Source organism: Natrinema soli, assembly GCF_028618695.1.
Genome location: NZ_JAQIVI010000022.1, coordinates 110442 through 126668 on the forward strand (window position 1 = coordinate 110442; position 16227 = coordinate 126668).

Annotated in this window: 14 protein-coding genes and 4 pseudogenes; 11 read left to right on the forward strand and 7 right to left on the reverse strand. The window is 56.7% G+C overall.

What is annotated here, in order from left to right:
• Positions 1-71: 71 nt before the first annotated feature.
• Complete coding sequence (locus PGX04_RS01715) at positions 72-986, forward strand: glycosyltransferase (RefSeq protein ID WP_273736932.1); 915 nt, start codon at positions 72-74, stop codon at positions 984-986.
• 22 nt (positions 987-1008) lie between these two features.
• Here the strand turns inward: PGX04_RS01715 and PGX04_RS34310 are convergent, their stop codons facing one another.
• Together PGX04_RS34310 and PGX04_RS01720 are read right to left on the reverse strand one after the other, a co-directional pair.
• A complete protein-coding gene (locus PGX04_RS34310) occupies positions 1009-1227 on the reverse strand; it encodes a hypothetical protein (protein ID WP_425498423.1) in 219 nt (72 codons plus the stop codon).
• Positions 1228-1308: 81 nt separating this feature from the next.
• Positions 1309-1648 (reverse strand): annotated as a pseudogene (locus PGX04_RS01720) (PemK-like protein).
• Between the two features lie 310 nt (positions 1649-1958).
• Between PGX04_RS01720 and PGX04_RS01725 the strand changes: the two are divergent.
• The 4 genes and pseudogenes from PGX04_RS01725 (at position 1959) to PGX04_RS01740 (ending at position 4640) form a co-directional block, all read left to right on the forward strand.
• Positions 1959-2198, forward strand: a complete 240-nt coding sequence (locus PGX04_RS01725; protein ID WP_273736934.1) for an amphi-Trp domain-containing protein — start codon at positions 1959-1961, stop codon at positions 2196-2198.
• Positions 2199-2555: 357 nt separating this feature from the next.
• On the forward strand, positions 2556-3683 hold the full coding sequence (locus PGX04_RS01730; RefSeq protein ID WP_273736935.1) for a mechanosensitive ion channel family protein: 1128 nt from the start codon (positions 2556-2558) through the stop codon (positions 3681-3683).
• A 217-nt stretch (positions 3684-3900) separates the two neighbouring features.
• Positions 3901-4259, forward strand: a pseudogene (locus tag PGX04_RS01735) (hypothetical protein).
• 66 nt (positions 4260-4325) lie between these two features.
• Positions 4326-4640, forward strand: a complete 315-nt coding sequence (locus PGX04_RS01740; protein WP_273736937.1) for a hypothetical protein — start codon at positions 4326-4328, stop codon at positions 4638-4640.
• A 247-nt stretch (positions 4641-4887) separates the two neighbouring features.
• Here PGX04_RS01740 and PGX04_RS01745 read toward each other — a convergent pair whose 3' ends face one another.
• Complete coding sequence (locus PGX04_RS01745) at positions 4888-5769, reverse strand: mechanosensitive ion channel family protein (protein ID WP_273736938.1); 882 nt, start codon at positions 5767-5769, stop codon at positions 4888-4890.
• Positions 5770-6124: 355 nt separating this feature from the next.
• Here PGX04_RS01745 and PGX04_RS01750 point away from each other — a divergent pair, with 355 nt between their 5' ends.
• The gene (locus PGX04_RS01750) at positions 6125-6952 is read left to right on the forward strand and encodes a YihY/virulence factor BrkB family protein (RefSeq protein ID WP_273736939.1); all 828 of its coding nucleotides are present in this window, start codon (positions 6125-6127) and stop codon (positions 6950-6952) included.
• A 61-nt stretch (positions 6953-7013) separates the two neighbouring features.
• Here the strand turns inward: PGX04_RS01750 and PGX04_RS01755 are convergent, their stop codons facing one another.
• Positions 7014-7187, reverse strand: coding sequence for a hypothetical protein (locus PGX04_RS01755; protein WP_273736940.1), 174 nt, complete (start codon positions 7185-7187; stop codon positions 7014-7016).
• A gap of 475 nt (positions 7188-7662) precedes the next feature.
• Here PGX04_RS01755 and PGX04_RS01760 point away from each other — a divergent pair, with 475 nt between their 5' ends.
• On the forward strand, positions 7663-8991 hold the full coding sequence (locus tag PGX04_RS01760) for a TIGR00341 family protein (RefSeq protein WP_273736941.1): 1329 nt from the start codon (positions 7663-7665) through the stop codon (positions 8989-8991).
• A gap of 187 nt (positions 8992-9178) precedes the next feature.
• Here the strand turns inward: PGX04_RS01760 and PGX04_RS34065 are convergent.
• The 3 genes and pseudogenes from PGX04_RS34065 to PGX04_RS01775 form a co-directional block, all read right to left on the reverse strand.
• Positions 9179-9304: pseudogene (locus PGX04_RS34065) on the reverse strand (IS5/IS1182 family transposase); the annotation flags it as partial.
• A gap of 240 nt (positions 9305-9544) precedes the next feature.
• Positions 9545-10321: a CPBP family intramembrane glutamic endopeptidase gene (locus PGX04_RS01770; RefSeq protein ID WP_273736942.1), complete on the reverse strand. Its 777-nt coding sequence runs from the start codon at positions 10319-10321 to the stop codon at positions 9545-9547.
• Positions 10322-10552: 231 nt separating this feature from the next.
• Positions 10553-10708 (reverse strand): annotated as a pseudogene (locus PGX04_RS01775) (IS5/IS1182 family transposase); the annotation flags it as partial.
• 251 nt (positions 10709-10959) lie between these two features.
• Here PGX04_RS01775 and PGX04_RS01780 point away from each other — a divergent pair.
• The 4 genes from PGX04_RS01780 to PGX04_RS01795 all read left to right on the forward strand — a co-directional run bounded on the left by PGX04_RS01780 (position 10960) and on the right by PGX04_RS01795 (position 16223).
• Positions 10960-11457: a ubiD operon protein gene (locus tag PGX04_RS01780; RefSeq protein WP_273736943.1), complete on the forward strand. Its 498-nt coding sequence runs from the start codon at positions 10960-10962 to the stop codon at positions 11455-11457.
• On the forward strand, positions 11454-12956 hold the full coding sequence (locus PGX04_RS01785; RefSeq protein ID WP_273736944.1) for a UbiD family decarboxylase: 1503 nt from the start codon (positions 11454-11456) through the stop codon (positions 12954-12956). Before PGX04_RS01780 ends, PGX04_RS01785 begins: the two co-directional genes overlap by 4 nt.
• Positions 12953-14377, forward strand: coding sequence for a UbiD family decarboxylase domain-containing protein (locus PGX04_RS01790; protein WP_273736945.1), 1425 nt, complete (start codon positions 12953-12955; stop codon positions 14375-14377). Before PGX04_RS01785 ends, PGX04_RS01790 begins: the two co-directional genes overlap by 4 nt.
• 163 nt (positions 14378-14540) lie before the next feature.
• On the forward strand, positions 14541-16223 hold the full coding sequence (locus tag PGX04_RS01795; RefSeq protein ID WP_273736946.1) for an acetate--CoA ligase: 1683 nt from the start codon (positions 14541-14543) through the stop codon (positions 16221-16223).
• The last annotated feature ends 4 nt before the right edge of the window (positions 16224-16227 follow it).

Genomic DNA, 16227 nt, shown 5'->3' on the forward strand with positions numbered 1-16227 from the left:
AAGACGTTGACCATAAGCGTCCATGGATCACCGGCAGCGCGCTCATCGCCCCCGGGAGAGGAGGGATACCCATGTCTGAGCGGCCGCCGACGAGTATTCTCCTCCCGACGACGAAGTGGACCGACGCATGCGCGGAGGTCACTGTCCAGCTCGGAGACGGCGACGAGTTATTGGTCATCCACGACGGCGCGGAGGACCCCGTCACCGAGCAGAAAGAGAGCCACGAGGGCGTCAGGCTCATCGCCGCCGGTGAACCCGAGGGCTGCTCGGGGAAGGCCAACGCCATCGTCGCCGGGATGGAGGCCGCGCGCCACGACCGCATCGTCTGGACGGACGACGACTACCACCATCCCCCGGACTGGCTGGCGACGATGAACGCGGACTACGAGGAACACGGCCCGGTGTCGGAGGTGCCGTACTTTGTCGGCCAGGACCCCCTCTCGGTGGTGCTCGAACCGCTGTACGCTTCGGGGGGCTCGCTCGGCCTCTACCTCGGCGACCAAATCTGGGGTGGTTCGGTCGTGTTCGAGCGAGGGGACATCGACGAGGCAGCGTTCCTCGACGAACTCCGGCGCACCGTCAGCGACGACGGCCTCCTCATGGAGTACCTCGAGGTGACGACGGTCGGCCGGACGCGAATCGTCCCCATCGGAGGGAGCGTTCGCGAGGCGGTTGAGCGCCCGGTTCGCTGGACGCAGATCCTTCGGTGGCACTTCCCCGGTACCGTCGCCGGGATCTGTCTCGTCTCGCTGCTCGTACTCGCAGGGGCGGTTCTGGCCCCGCTCCCTGCGGCGGCAATCCTCACGGTGGCACATTTCGCCGTCTACGAGGTCCTGGGCATCCGCCGGTGGACGGCCGTGCTGGCGTATCCGTCGCTGTTCGTGTTCGTCCCACTTCTCTTCTACGCGCTCGCCCGCCGGACGTTCGTCTGGGGCGGCCGGCGATACCGGTGGCGAGGGAAGTTCGACGTGGCGGTCATCGAATAGCGACCTGTCCGAAGACGATACGCTAAACGAGGTGTGTTCGCGATTCGCTCACCCCATTCGAAGTGACCGAGTTCCACCCGAAACCGCGTGAGCCGGGCGGGACCTTCGGTCCGCTAGAAGCCGGCGTGAAACGCCCGCGATGCCGTGAGCGCGTCAACGACGAGTCCACAGCCGCGTCGCAGACGTGATGGTCGCGATAGTCGAGATCCAGGCACGCCTGGACGGCACAGGCAACGCAAATCGAGCGGGAGACGGGGTTGTTCTGTTCCCCGGTTTGCGCTGTACCGGATCCGGTATCATCGTTGACACTAGCAAGGGTTGCTCAGGAGGAGATGTAGCCGATCGATTGTCTTGCCACGTCCTCGGCGCGTTCGTCGACGAGGGAGGTCATATGGAGATCGACCTCTGCAGCACTATTGAGGGTCGCGAGCGACCACGGAAGGACGTCACTGCGTTCTCCGAGTGGGTCGCCCTCGTAGTCGTCGTCTCGAAGCGGGAGTGATTCTTCGTAGTAGGTCCTCGTGGAGATCAGGACCGAGATGAGTTGCACGCCGTGGTTCGGACTGAGGTGTTTCCAGAACGAGCATCGGGCGACCTTTATCCGAGAGCGGATCAGCCCCCCAGACAATGTCGCCTCGCTCCAGTTCTTTGAACGCGGTCACCGAACTTCCTCCATTTCATCGGTTTTCAACTCCTCGAGATGCTCCTCCCCATATTGCTCGTCTCTACCCCTTGGAGGACCACCATATACTTCTTCCCGCCCTGGCTCACGACCAGATAGAGGACGACAGAGCCCTTCACACGACCGATACTGTTCAGGATGATGAAGGTACTGCGTCAGTGCCTTCACGTCGTGTTCTTTGAGCGCTGCAAAGCCCTTGATCCCGATTACGTCGCTGGTCGCGAACCTAGCAATATAATTGAAATATCAAGCCGACATTTTATATATTCCCTCGAAATTGTGATCTGACGATGGCAGAGAAAACACTCAAGGAGGAAAAACTGGCGCGAGATGAGGCTGCAGAAGAACTCAGAACACTTGCCGATGAAATTGAAGGGGACGGACCAGCAGATGTCCAAATAGGGAATAAGACTGTCTCCCTCTCTCCACCATCAACTATTGCGTATGAAGTCGGAGTCAGGGAAAGCTCCTCAATTTTGCGAGGAAATCGTGAAACAATCACAGTTAAAATGGACTGGAAGCCAGAGTAATATATTCCAATCAACGGTAGTGTCTAGTCATCGTTTCACCACTTCCTCGGCGGGAGTGCGGTTGTCGAGCGTCTGATTCGGTCGTCGTGTACTGGAATAGTAGACGAAGCGGCGAGCCAGCGCTGGCTCACCACTATCCACATCTGATGGAACCGATCGATCCACGTCGTAACCGTGAACGTCCGAATTTGGCATTAGATGAACGAACTCCTGCCGAGGAGGTGTTCATCTAGACAGTGGCGTCCTCGCGGGGGCTCGACGTAGAATATGAAGATTGACATCGATGCTACCCCTGTTCACCGTAGTGTCTGAAATCAACGCAGAATAATTGTTCAATCCATGATTAATACACTCCATATGGAAATAATCTTCGCGCTAAACATTCCGGAGATTCCGCTGACTGAACATCCATGGATACTCGTCGGTGGCATTCTCGTCGGCTCGTATCTTCTCTCTCGGTTCATAGAGTGGATCGGACATCACTTCTTGAGTCAGTCGGATCGATGGCCGGACGATTCAATGAGTCAGGTCTTTTTGAACGAATTACACACACCGCTACACGCCTCTATCATCCTTGGTGGCGTCTACCTTAGCCTGAATACGTTAGGAGTTATCCAGTCGAGCTATTATCTTGTCAATGGGATCCTCTCTATACTCATCATATTATGGATGAGGGCAACTATCGGATTCGGATCTCAATGGATCGAAGTCGTGAATGCGAACGAAAGTGAGTATGAATTCTCGCCTGTATTCAAGAATTTTTTAACTATCACCTCTCTCATTCTAACATTACTATTCGTCCTTGTCATCTGGGAAATCAACGTTACACCGATTTTCGCCTCTGCAGGAGTCCTTAGTATTATACTCGGCCTGGCCGCACAGGACACAATCGGGAATTTGATCGGCGGTGTCTCGCTCTACTTCGACGATACGTATAAAACGGGCGACGTTATCCTCCTTGAAGACGGTCGTCGTGGGACGGTCACCGATATCGGGATACGAAGTACGACGGTTCTCACACGCGACAACATCCTGATTACGGTCCCGAACTCAGTGTTGAATTCTGCATCTGTGATCAACGAATCCGCTCCGCAGCGGCGAAAGCGAATTCGGGTGTCAGTTACGGTTGCTTATGGAACGGACCATGAGGATGTCGAAGAAATTCTTCTAAAGATCTGTGACGAAGTCGCGCTAATACTGGACAATCCGGCACCACAAGTGCTGTTTCGGGAATTTGGCGATTCCGCACTCGTATTCGAGCTCTGGGCCTTCGTTGCTCATCCCTTCAGCGAGCCCCGCGCCGTCGATCAGATCAACCGTCTCGTGTACGAAGAGTTCGACGAAGCCGATATCGATATTCCATTCCCGCAACGTGAGATCAGTTATCTTTCGCAGGAAAATGATCCGACGAAGGAGATGATGCAAGCGGGTGATGAGCGAGTCTCTGAGTATTCAGAAGAACACATACACGGGAAAGACTCGTGAAGTACCACGGGTCGGCTGACCCGTGGCGTCCGTGTCTACCCAGTAGTCAGGGCAACGATCTTTAATTCCTCTCGCGCTTGTCTCTCACCTTTCGCCGACGTTCCGTGTCGGGTACCGCCCGAACCCACTATCAGTACCTCGCAAAGTTTGGTGTTATGCGGAATACAGTCTGGATACTGGTTGATTTCCACTCACTTTCGAGTACCCTATTCTGGTGATGTGGCAAGATCTCGTCTTCCTTGGTGGAAGTGTTCTCTCGATCGTCTTCCTCGCTCCGACACTGCGAGACAAAACAGCACAGATCCCGCTTGGCTCGAGTATGCCGTCCATGACCATCGGCAGTCTCTATACTATCACGTCCGCCACGCTGAGGATGCGGTTCTCGGTGCTCGGCTCGGCCGCCGTCGCCATCATGTGGTCGCTGATAGTCTGCTACCGCTCGCCCAGCCCACACGACGGCCCGTCAACATCCCGCACTTCCTCAACGATCTCTCCCGGCGAGTCCGCCGACTCATGACCGACTTCCGAACGGAAGACCATTCAACTTCGTCCAGTCATAGTCAATCGGCTGACTAATCGTACTTACTAATCGCCTGACTCTAGGCAGACTGCGACCTCCTCTCGGGGATACAATTAAGCAGTATGGTATTGAGCTATAGACATACGGATGAAATGATAGATGCCATTGGTCGACGATCCACGCCCCCACTTCCCGACTGGGTGACCGATGCCGACACCATCCTCTCCACCCACATGGCAGACACGGAGACCGGTGACAGCCAGTGTCGCGTTCCAACCATCAGCCGTGAGAAGGCGGTAGACGTACTCAATGCGTCAGACGAGCTGGCGCTCGAACCAGAGGATGCAAACTACGCGATCACACGCCTGCTTGAACGTGGATACTTCTACGTGGTCGATGACGAACTCCGTGTAACCCTTCCGTCAAGGGAGCAGTGACGATTCACTTTTCGATACTTCGTCCCTAGTGGACGATCCAGTCAATCCGCACCCAGTTAGGGAACTGATAGATGGGGGCGACTCTTGGCAGCGGAGTGCTCCCCTCCTCGTGTCTGCCGTGAGACTCGCTACGTGACCGGGTAGGACCTTACTGGATGGCCCACTAGCAGTGCCGTCCTGATTATATTCTCACATACAAGACGATATTTATCAACTTAAACTGAAGGATCCCACAGCAGCGTCGTCGTTAAGCCGCTTCAGCGACAGTTTTCCGATCGGCAAGCTCGAGGTCCCCTTCAAGCGTTCGGACTGGGTAGGGGATATCAATTCCCTCCTCATCGAACCGCTGTTTAACTGCTGTGATGTACTCTCCCTTGGTACGCACGAAGTCTGCTCTCGATGGATTAGCAATCCAAATTCGCGACTGGAGGCCCACATCAGAATCATTGAGTTCGGTCAGGCGGACGGAAGGAGCGGGGTCGTCCATAATTTCAGAATTTCTTCTAGCTTCGTCAATGATAATATCGGTCGCTTCCTGAATATCGTCATTATAGCCGATTCCGAAGACGAACTTCAGCCGGAGCTTGTCTCCGTCAACAGGGTTTTTTATCACTCCTTCAGTAAGCGTAGAGTTGGGGACTGTCAACAGTTCGTTGTCAAATGTACGGACACGAGTAACGCGTAGAGAAATATCTTCGACGACGCCCGAGTAATCGCCGCCGTCCCATTCAATCCAATTACCAACGCGGAACGGCTTATCAATATAGATGAACACTCCCGCAACAAAGTTTGCGATGACGTTCTGCAATGCAAACCCGACTGCAAGTGCTCCAGCTGCAGTAATGCCAGCTAATGATACCAGGAAATTGCCGTAGCCAGCGAAACCGAACGCAATTGCAACTCCAAGAAAGAGGATACCAAACCTTGTGAGCATCAGTAATGGATTACGGACGTGTGCGTCCAATCCCCGTTTGTTAAGCGCTTGTTCTACGAGGGGGACTCCAACGAATCGACCGGCCAGCCAGATCACACCGAATGCGGCGATAAACCGAAGCGCTGCGACCGCACTTGCGATAAGTGCGTCCGAATCGATGACATCTATCTGTAATAACGACAATTCAAAATTCATTATTATTTCTTTTCAATTTCCAGCCCCACATAGCGACGCCAATAGTTTGAATTTTCCGAGTCAGGGTATACCAAATCACAAGACCACAAATGCTGTACCACCTCGAAGAAAAGTCCAATATGGAAACAATAAGATTCGATGCTGCTCACAGGGGAAGACGATTCCTTTTCGAATAGATCTACAGGCGGAGTAGGCTGAGTGCCTCGGGGCTTGACCCCGAAGCGGTTCACAAGCGGGAGCTCCTCAAGTGGGGACAGGACGACAGTAGTTATACATTTCACATTTCTTGGGACGAGAGGCAAAATGGAGTGAGTGTATGTCCAACTTTTATTATTTGAAGGATCTAGAATAGAGTATGGACAAAGAGACACTCACGGCAATTCATGAGATGGCCCAGGACCGGGACATTACTTTATTGGCAGCGGGGTTCGCCTACTATGCGTTCGTCTCACTTATTCCCCTCGTCATACTTGGGCTCGTAATCGGCTCAATCGTCGGGGGTGCAGATCTGGCTGAGCGGCTGATTGAGACGGCAGGGGACGCCATGCCTGCGGCTGGTGACGAACTTCTAACGGACGTGTTAACCACGGAATCCGGTCGAGCGGAAGCGACCGTGCTTGCACTGGTAGTAGGGGTTTGGGGTGGTCTGAAGGTCTTTCGAGCACTGGGCCAGGCATTTGACATCGTCTACGGGACGACAGAAGAAGATTCGATCGTCGATCACATTCTCGATGGGGTCGTTATGATCCTCGCGGTGGCTCTTGCGCTGACGCTCATGGTCGCGCTGGGAATCATCATCAGAGTTCAGGGGGGACAGGTTCCCTTTGCTCGACTGTTGAGTACAGTCGTGTTGCTTGTTGGCCTATTCTTCGCCTTTCTGCCGATGTATCACCGCCTGCCACCGATCCAAGTCACTGTTCGTGAGGTTATTCCTGGGGTGGCATTCGCGGCTGTCGGATGGCTTGTCCTTCAAGGTGGGTTTCAGCTGTATGCGGCAAACGCGGCTCATTACGAGGCCTACGGTACCGTCGGCGGCGTCCTCGTTTTCGTCACGTGGCTCTACTTCGCTGGGATTCTGATTCTGTTTGGCGCCGTTATTAACGTCGTGCTCTCTTCCCCTGATACAGTTAGTGGCGAGCCCGATATACCAGATGTTGATGACAGTGTCGGACTGAACGCCTAAGATACTGTTTCTCGTTGTGAGCGGAGGATATACTATGTATTACTTAGTGACGGGGCGAGACTCACTTCTCCGGGGTATCCGACCCTTCAATGACCCCTTCAAGATACTTGGAGCAACCCTCAATATTGTCGTCTTTACTCCGGGAGAAGGCTTCCTCGCGCTCGCTTGTAATCAGGTCAGGAGGAAGCGCCTGCAGTTCCTCAATGTTCCGTTCACAGCGGAGACGAGAAACCATGAACGTATGTTTTGATGGTGATCTCTAAATCCTGTTAAGAATGGTGTAATTTTAACCAGTTTGAGTGGCTACGTAGGTACGCCCCGAGAGTATCACCGCATTCTGTGATAGGTGGGGGATTCAGAGTTCGTCAAGTAGCAGCTGGTATCGGACTGAGATCACGCCAAGTGGGAACTCGTCTCCGGACAGAAACGTATATTCTCCGTTCGCATTGGAAAGCACGTTGTTGATGAACTCACGATCATCATACAATGAGACCACTACTGTCTGATACTCTGGATCTGCTCCTAGACGTTCTGTCTCACCGGGGGATCCTCACCTCCAATACGGATTCTACAGCGAGCGTCACCGAAATTAGCCGAGTTGTGATCAGCACTCTAAATGAGGACATCTTTTACCACCGATTGCATTGCCTCACGGTAAGAGTCATTATTCACTATATGGCATCGAATCTGACCCAACACGGTGACGAGTCATGAGGATCGTTGAGATCATGTTTCCCGCCAAAAAGCGAGACGCTATCGTCGAAGTGCTTGAGGACGAAAATATCGACTACGTCCTCGTCGAAGAAGCAAGCCATCGTCCTCCCGACATGATCATCTCCTTCCCGCTCCCAACGCCCGCAATCGAACCGGTGTTAGATCGGCTTCGGAGTACCGGACTGAAAGAAGATACCTACACGGTCGTTGTGAAGGCCGAAACCGTCGTTTCACATCAATTCGAAGAACTCGAAGAGCGGTATGGACATCGCCGGCGGACCCGCGACCGTATTGGGCGTGACGAGCTCTTGGCGCGAGCACGGGAGATGATGCCGGCATTCAGCACATACATCCTATTACTGGTTTTGAGTACTGTCGTCGCGACAGCCGGTCTCCTTGTAAATTCGCCGGCTGTCGTCGTCGGATCGATGGTGATCGCGCCACTCTTAGGCCCGGCAATCGGATCAAGCGTCGCCTCAGTATTAGACGAATCAGAACTGTTTCGCCGTGGTGTTAAATATCAAGCAGTTGGTCTCATCGTTGCTGTCATCGCTGCAGTGATCTTTGCGTCCATTGCACAGGCTACAAGCCTCTTGCCGCCGGGGATAGACATTCTCGGCATTGATGAGATTCAAGGGCGTATTCGCCCTGATTTCCTTTCACTGGTCGTTGCACTTGGAGCGGGGATTGCGGGGGCCTGGAGCCTGGCAACGGGGGCATCTACGGTCGTTGTTGGGGTGATGATCGCCGCAGCACTTGTGCCACCGCTTGCGGTCATCGGGATCGGTATCGCCTTCGGGTTGCCTCGAATCGCTCTCAGCGCGTCCGTATTGGTGTTAGTTAATATATTCACAATCAATCTCACAGCTCTCGGTGTTCTCTGGTATCAAGGGTATCAACCCGAAGAGTGGTTCCAGATTGAATCAGCTACGCGAGCGACTAAACAGCGGGTTATTTACCTCGTTATTGGTATCGTCATTTTGTCGAGCTTTCTCACCGTAGTGACATACGATTCATACCGGACAGCAATGTTTGAAACTCAGGCTACCGAGGATGTGTCCGCTCTTATTGACACTTCCTATGAAGATCTCGACCTGATCGACGTAGAAGTCCAGTATACCGATCCGTTGCCGTTCCAACAACCAGAACGGATTATCGTAACCGTTGGGATCTCGCCGGATACTGATCCACCGCCGCTTGCCCAGACGCTCGAAGAGCAGGCAAACGTGTACATCCCTCCCGCCTTCGATCTACCCGGAATGGGACCGGTTGTTGAGGGAAAACAGGTAGACGTTGAAGTGGAATACGTTCAGAGGCAATCCTGATTCTGAACACCTCCGCCCTCCCGCGCTCGGCCCTCCCCGGCTCTCGCTTGGTGAGGACGGAACTTCCTGCTCTATTGAAAATGCGGTGGGGTGGTGCGATCATGGCTTCGCGGTGATCTTCTCACTGTTGGTAATCGCAAATTTGACATCCTCCACCTGCCCAAAGGCAGGGGGATCCCCAACATGGGGAATTTGAGTAGAACGCTTCGGCCATCCAGCGTTGCGTGTAGCCGTTCGTTCGAATGAAGGCGTTGTGCGCAACTGCCTTCGGTGTTGATCCACGATGGTGAACAAGCGGTTCAACGCCCAGAGCGACCGATCCGGCTCTATTGAAATCCTCTTTTTTAGAGTCTCGATCTAGTTAAACTACGTATTATCCCACGACGACTATACTATCTGAATATCTAAATGAAGTGATGAAACAATCACGTTGACAATCGCACTCGACTCACCAACGGGCCTTGTGGGCTCCCGGCTTTCTCGATCGGGAATCAAAGCGGTTTCTCACTGCCGTCTTCGAAAGACGTGTATGTCTTAGCATGCTTCCGTGCGGTTACGGGGTCACCTGGGTGCGGCGGCGGACCGCCTGCGCAGTTATCGCGATCAGCACGAGCCAGACGAGCCAACTCATTCCCGTATACGCCCAGAACGTCATGTCCGCGCTCGAACCGATAGTCGTCGTGAAGTTCGAGTATACGAATACCAGGACCGTGTTGAAAAGGGAGTGACCGACTACAGCGGGCCAGACAGATGCCGAGAGATACCGGACCCCGCTGAGGACGAACGCAGCCAGAAAGAGGTTCACCGACGTCGAGACTAGATCGCGGACGAGCATATCGCCCGAGACCACATAGCCGATTGAGAATGGAATATGCCAGAGCGACCAGAACGCACCGATCGCTGCACTCGAACGCCAATACCCCCACGGCGCGAGCAGCGTCTGAATATACCCACGCCAGGCGAATTCCTCGCCGGCCGCAAGGACGGCGTACGCGAGGACAAACAACGGAATTGCTGGGAGTAACGCCCACGCATCCGACGAGACGGCGACCGACTTTAGCCCAAAGAGAACTGCGAGTGCCTCCGTAAGAACGGGAAGCACGCACAACGCCACAATCACGAAGAGACTCGTGACGATGATGGGACGTACTGGCCGGACCGGTTTGATAGCCGCGACATTGAGGAATGACTCATCACGCCGGTTGAGCCGGTGAAGACCGAACAGGATGACCGTCGGAACCCACGCCATCACGGGCGTGAGCATTCCTAACACGGCACTATCAAGGACTCCGAGAAGCATCGGAACGGCGACCAGCGTTGGAAGTGCCACCACAACGACCGCAAACCAGCCGAGATGTCGTATGGTCTCACTATCGATCGATCCGGCCCGCTGGTACGGTAGATCGTGACGATCAGACGCTGTAGAGCCGCCGGCAGATCCTTGCTCGAGAGACCTCTTTTCAGGCATAATCGAGATGTCGGAGGTATACATCATAAGCTTATGGTGCTACACATATGTAATGAAATATAGGGAAACGGAGACCTATTCGGTGAGATGATACGTACAGTGCTTCGAGGCGTGACTACGGTCGAAGCACGAGGCATCACTCCCTCCAGCACCGTTAGTCGGGAGCAGTGAAACAGAGAGATTGAGAAACACTCACCAGACGGCCATAGCAAGTCTATCGAACGCTCTGCACAACGTTGACGGAGCAGGAATTAGTATTTGGTATGACAGCCCTGGAAGCCGGTGTCTGCGGCAACGGACCGCAGTCGCCCGCCGAAACGCGGACGACCTGCGGTCCAACCTTCGTGTCATGTTCACGTTCGAGACAGCAGTGAACGTCCGTCGAGATATCGTTTCCACAGCCGGCTGAACCGTCCGCTTTAAGGAGAGAAGGAGAATGAAGATGATCACTGGCTCGTGAAACCACGAGACGCGGGCCGTGGAAATGATACGGGGAGGCCATGTCGAACCACTACATTACAGCAGAGGAGAATCTGCCTGGCGACGAGCGTACAGAAACGACACTCCAGATAACCGACGCAGAGACGAAGCGGATCTTCGAGGCTCGAGTACGGATCGCTCGTGAACCCGACGACCTCACTGATCCACATCCACTGACTGTCGTCACTGGACCACACGAAAACGTCAGCAAGGAACTGCACATCGAACTCATAGACGAGATCGACTCGGCGGGTATCAACGAGGATTTCCTTCGTCGGCTCGCAAACGATCAAGAAACGACCTCGAACATCGTCAACACTCGGTCGGATGACCTCAAAGTAGTGCTTCGGTATCTCGTCGAATCCGGCCAGTACAACTCGACTGCTGAAGCCCTCCGGGAGATATCGTTTCAGTATCTCGCGGAGAACCAGCCTGCACTGCTGGATGCATACGAGAACGTTCGAACCGAATTCGAGGCCGATCCGCTCCGACGCGCCCTCTCAGAGAACGAGTCATGACGGTTGATTCGTTCAGGGATTTCCTCCGGTGTCTCGACGACGCGGATGCTCTCGTCTCGTTCGGCGATGACATATCGTGGGACCTCGAGACGAGCGCGGTCACGATGCTCGCCAACCAGACGGATGGCGAAGTGCCGATATTCGAGTCGATCGAGGAGACGTCCGTCGATGCGACGCTCGTCGGCGATCCGTACCGCGGTCCGGGGACCCGACCGTGGGATCACCTCGCCCAGGCGTTCGGGCTGCCAACTGGCCTGACCGGAGCAACGTACTACGAGCGAATTATCGACCGACTCCGATCGCCCCGCGAGCCACAGGTCCTCGGGCGTGACGTGGCGCCCTGTAAAGAGGTCGTTCATACCGGGGACGCCGTCGATCTCCTCTCGCTTCCGTGGCCGTACATCCACCAGGGCGACGGCGGGCGGTATTCGAATCTCCACACCGTCGTCGCACCGGACTCGAAGACGCGGTGGGGGCGCTGGTCGAGTCATCGGATGATGATCCACGACAATCGAGTCGCCAGTCTACTGTTTCTGGGGGGTGAACAGGTGCCGAATCAGTATTACTACGAATACGAGTCTCGTAACGAGCCGATGCCGGTGGCGGTCGTCATCGGTGCCGAACCAGTTGTCCAGTGCACTACGGAGATGTGGATCCCGACGGGCCGGAGCGAAGCAGCCTTCGCGGGAGGGGTGAAAGGTCGGCCCGTCGACCTCGTTCCGTGCGAGACCAACGACCTGTACGTCCCGGCGACGGCAGAGGTAATCATCGAAGGCCGTGTACTCCCGAACGAACGGCTCGACGAAGGACCGTTCGGCGATTATTTCGGGTATATGAACGGACCACGGCGATCGATGCCCGTGTTCGCGATCGACGCGATAACTCGGCGGACAGAGCCGCGAGTGCCGTTTTGCGTCGAGGGGACCGGCGTCGGATACGGTCAGAACTCCAGCAGCACGCTCCAGCTCGTCGCAGCCGGCCCCGACGCGACCCTCGGTCTTCAGGCGGCTGACTTCGATGTCGAGTTGGCCGTTCCGTGGCGCTTTACGTCTCGGACCGTCTGGGTCATCGCGACGGACTGTCCCTATCCAGGGTACCTCCACCAACTGGCCAACTTCGTGTTCACTACGTGGGGAATGCTCCATATCGATTTCTTCGTGTTCGTAGACACTGACGTCGATCCGTTCGACTCGCGGGCCGTGCTGACGGCGATCGCGCTGGACGCCGACCCGGACACGGACTTTCATCAGTTCGGCCTCGAGCGGATGCCCAAAGTTCCGCTCAACATCTATCAGACTCTCGACGAAAAGGGCAGTGCTGACGTGGGAACCTCGAAAGCCAAGACTGCGAAGGCGTACATCGACGCGACCAGTGATGGGGCGGAAGCGGACAGGACGGCCGACGAAGAACGGCGAAAACGAGCACAAAAACGGCTCGTAAACGCGGGCATGTCATCGGACCGGTTCGATCTCCTCGATGAGCGTGGTGAGTGGCGATGATCCCGTTCGCGCAGTACGTGCGGGGACTGGCGAGCGATGGAGATTTGCTGACTCTCGAGGCCCCGATCGACGTTCCACCGGCTGTCGTCGCGGCGGAAGCCCTTCGTGCGAGCGGACCAGCCCTCCGGTACGAACGGGCTGACGGCGCCGATCTCACTAGCGGTACGTTCAGCGGACCCGACCAGATGCAGCGTCGAGAATCGTACCCGTGGTCGCGGCTGGCACTGGGTCTCGGACTGGAACCCGAGGCATCGTTCGTCTCCGTACTCGACACGATCACGCAACTGGGGCCGGCAGGCGAGCGGGGAGAACCGACGTACGCCGAGCAGGCGGCGTCACGTACCGTCGACAGCGTGCAGGGACTGAATTTGCCGAGCGACACCGAGGACGTTTGGCCCTCGCTGACGCTGGGCGTGGCATCGATATCGACGGCAGAGGGAACCCACTGGGCGCCGATTCACGGTGCCGTCGTCAGCGACGACAAGCTCAGAGTGCGCACTCCTGTTGCAGTGTCGTCGCTGCTAGACGACGGGACGCTTTCCATCGCCCTTGGCGTACCACCGGCAGCCATCATGGCCGCCTATCTGCTCGCCGTCAGAGGATGCGTCGAGGTGCCGGTACAGGCCAGTGGTGTCGCGGATACCGTTCCACTCGTCCCGACGAACGGCGGTCTCGTCCCGAGCGCGACGGAGGTAGTGATCGAAACGACGGTCGCCGATCGCCACCCTGATTTCCAGTCGGACCGGCGTGAAGCGTGGGAATACGGTATCGAGAGCACGCCGTTAGCCCTGTCCGTCGAACGGATAATCGCGACCGATGACCCGGTGATCCCGTTCTCGCCCGTCGGGCGACCGCTTGCCGACGACCTGCAACTGACGGGGTTGGCGACGGCGGCGACGCTGTACGACCGCGTTAACGACTACTGGGGGATCTCACCCGTCGAGTGGATTCTGTTACCGGTGGAGGCCGAACTCGGGATCTGTTTCGTCGCTACTAACGTACTCTACGCCGGGTTCGAGTGGCAACTCGCCAATATTATCTTCGCGTTTTCGTCGCTGTTCGATACGGTCGTCATCGTCGACGAAGACGTCTCGCCACGGGAACTCGGACGCGTCCTCGGAGATATCTGGGTCAAAGCACATCCCTCTCGAGACTGGATCTTCAGCGAATCATCAGCGCCGACGGCGAAACGGCCCCGATATCGACGAGATGGGCAGACCGGCTCCCGGCTGTACGTAAACGCAGCGTGGGATCCTCGGTGGGAGGACGCGTATATCGCTCCGCGAGTCACGTTCGAACAGTCGTTCCCGTCGTCCGTTCGTGACGTCGCTCAACGGATGTGGAACGCACGTCATAGTGGGGCAGCCGACGATGAGAACCGTGGCGAAAACGAGAAGGCGAATACGGACGCTCGACAGTAATTCAAAACACATCTAGTATATTACTACACGAAAACGGAACCGTTTACGCACGACAATATCGGTAGAACGCTCCCTATCACGAGAGTTGTGTATAGTATGTGGTTGATATAACTCCATAATTTACCGGTGCTATTATATTGGGGAACGGGATCCGGTGCGGTGTATGGTGTCTAACCACAACCTTGCGGACTACGAGACTGAGCGGGAGCAGTTCTCGTGGGACGAGATCTACGCGGAGGCCGACTGGGATGCACCGGCGGAACTGAACGTTGCACACGAAGTCGCCGACCGACACGCCGGCGACCGCGAGAAAGTCGCGCTCTATCAGGTCGACACCGACGGAGAGCTTACGAAGATGACGTTCTGGGAACTGGCCGACCGCTCGAGCCAGTTCGCGAACGTCCTCGAGGATCTGGGCGTCGAGCAGGGTGACCGCGTGTTCTCGTACATGCCACGGATTCCGGAACACTACGTGGCGCTGACCGGGACGCTCAAGCGGGGCGCCGTCTGGGGAAGCGTCAACGAGCGATTCGGTCCGGACGGCATTTCCTACCGACTCGATGACTGTGAGGCGAAAGTCGTCGTGACGACGACCGACAACCGCGACACCGTCAAAGATGCGCTCGACGACGCGCCGTCGGTCGAACACGTCATCACCGTCGACCGCGGCGGCGGTGCGCCACCCGACGACGTCGTGTTCAATACGGCGCTCGACGGCGCGAGCACGGCGTACGACGCCGCCGAGACCGGCGGCGAGGACGACGCCTTGCTGTACTACACGTCGGGGACGACCGGCCTGGCGAAAGGCGTCCTACACAAACAGCGCTGGGTGGCCGGCGTCGCCGCGACCCAGAAGTACGCCGTCGACCTCCAGCCCGATGACCTCTACTGGAGTACCGGCGACCTGGGCTGGCTGACGGGCGCGATCAACACGCTCGGGGCCTGGTTCTGGGGGGCCTCGCTGTTCACGTACGAAGGCGAGTTCGACCCGGAGGAGTGGGCCGACCTGCTCGACGAATACCCGATCACCGTCCTGTTCTCGGTCCCGACGGCGTACCGGATGCTGCGGGAGAAAGAGGAGGTGCTGGCGGACGTCGACCTCGACCTGCGCCACGCGCTTTCGATCGGCGAGCCGCTCAGCGCCGGCGTCGTCGAGTGGGGTGAGGACGAACTCGGCGTCACCATCCTCGACACGTACGGCCAGACGGAGACGGGCAACATGATCATCAACAACTATCCGACGATGGAGCTCCGGCCCGGATCGATGGGCAAGCCGCTCCCCGGAATCGAGGCCGACATCGTCGACCCCGAAACCGGCGAAGTGCTCGAGCCCGACGAGACGGGAGAGATCGCTCAGCGGGGAGACTACCCCTGCTTCTTCGCCGAATACTGGCAGAAGTCCGAAAAGACCGCGTCGTGTTTCGTCGACGGGCCTGACGGTGAGTGGTACCTCTCGGGTGACCTCGCCCACAAGGACGAGGACGGCTACTTCTGGTTCGAGGGTCGGGCCGACGACGTCATCCTCTCGTCGGGATATCGGATCGGCCCGTTCGAGGTCGAGAGTTCGCTGGGCGAGCACGAGGCCGTCGCCGAGGCCGCCGTCGTACCCAAGCCTCACCGGGAGCGAGGCAACATCGTGAAGGCCTACGTCGTGCCCAGCGAGGGCGCGACGCCCTCGGAGGATCTCACGGAGGATATCAGGAACCACGTGCGCGACGAGCTCTCGGCTCACGAGTACCCCCGAGAGATCGAGTTCCGCGAGGAACTTCCGAAGACGGTCACCGGGAAGATCCGCCGAACCGAACTGCAGGACGAAGCAGCGGAAGAGACCGAGGCGTCGTCGTAAGCGA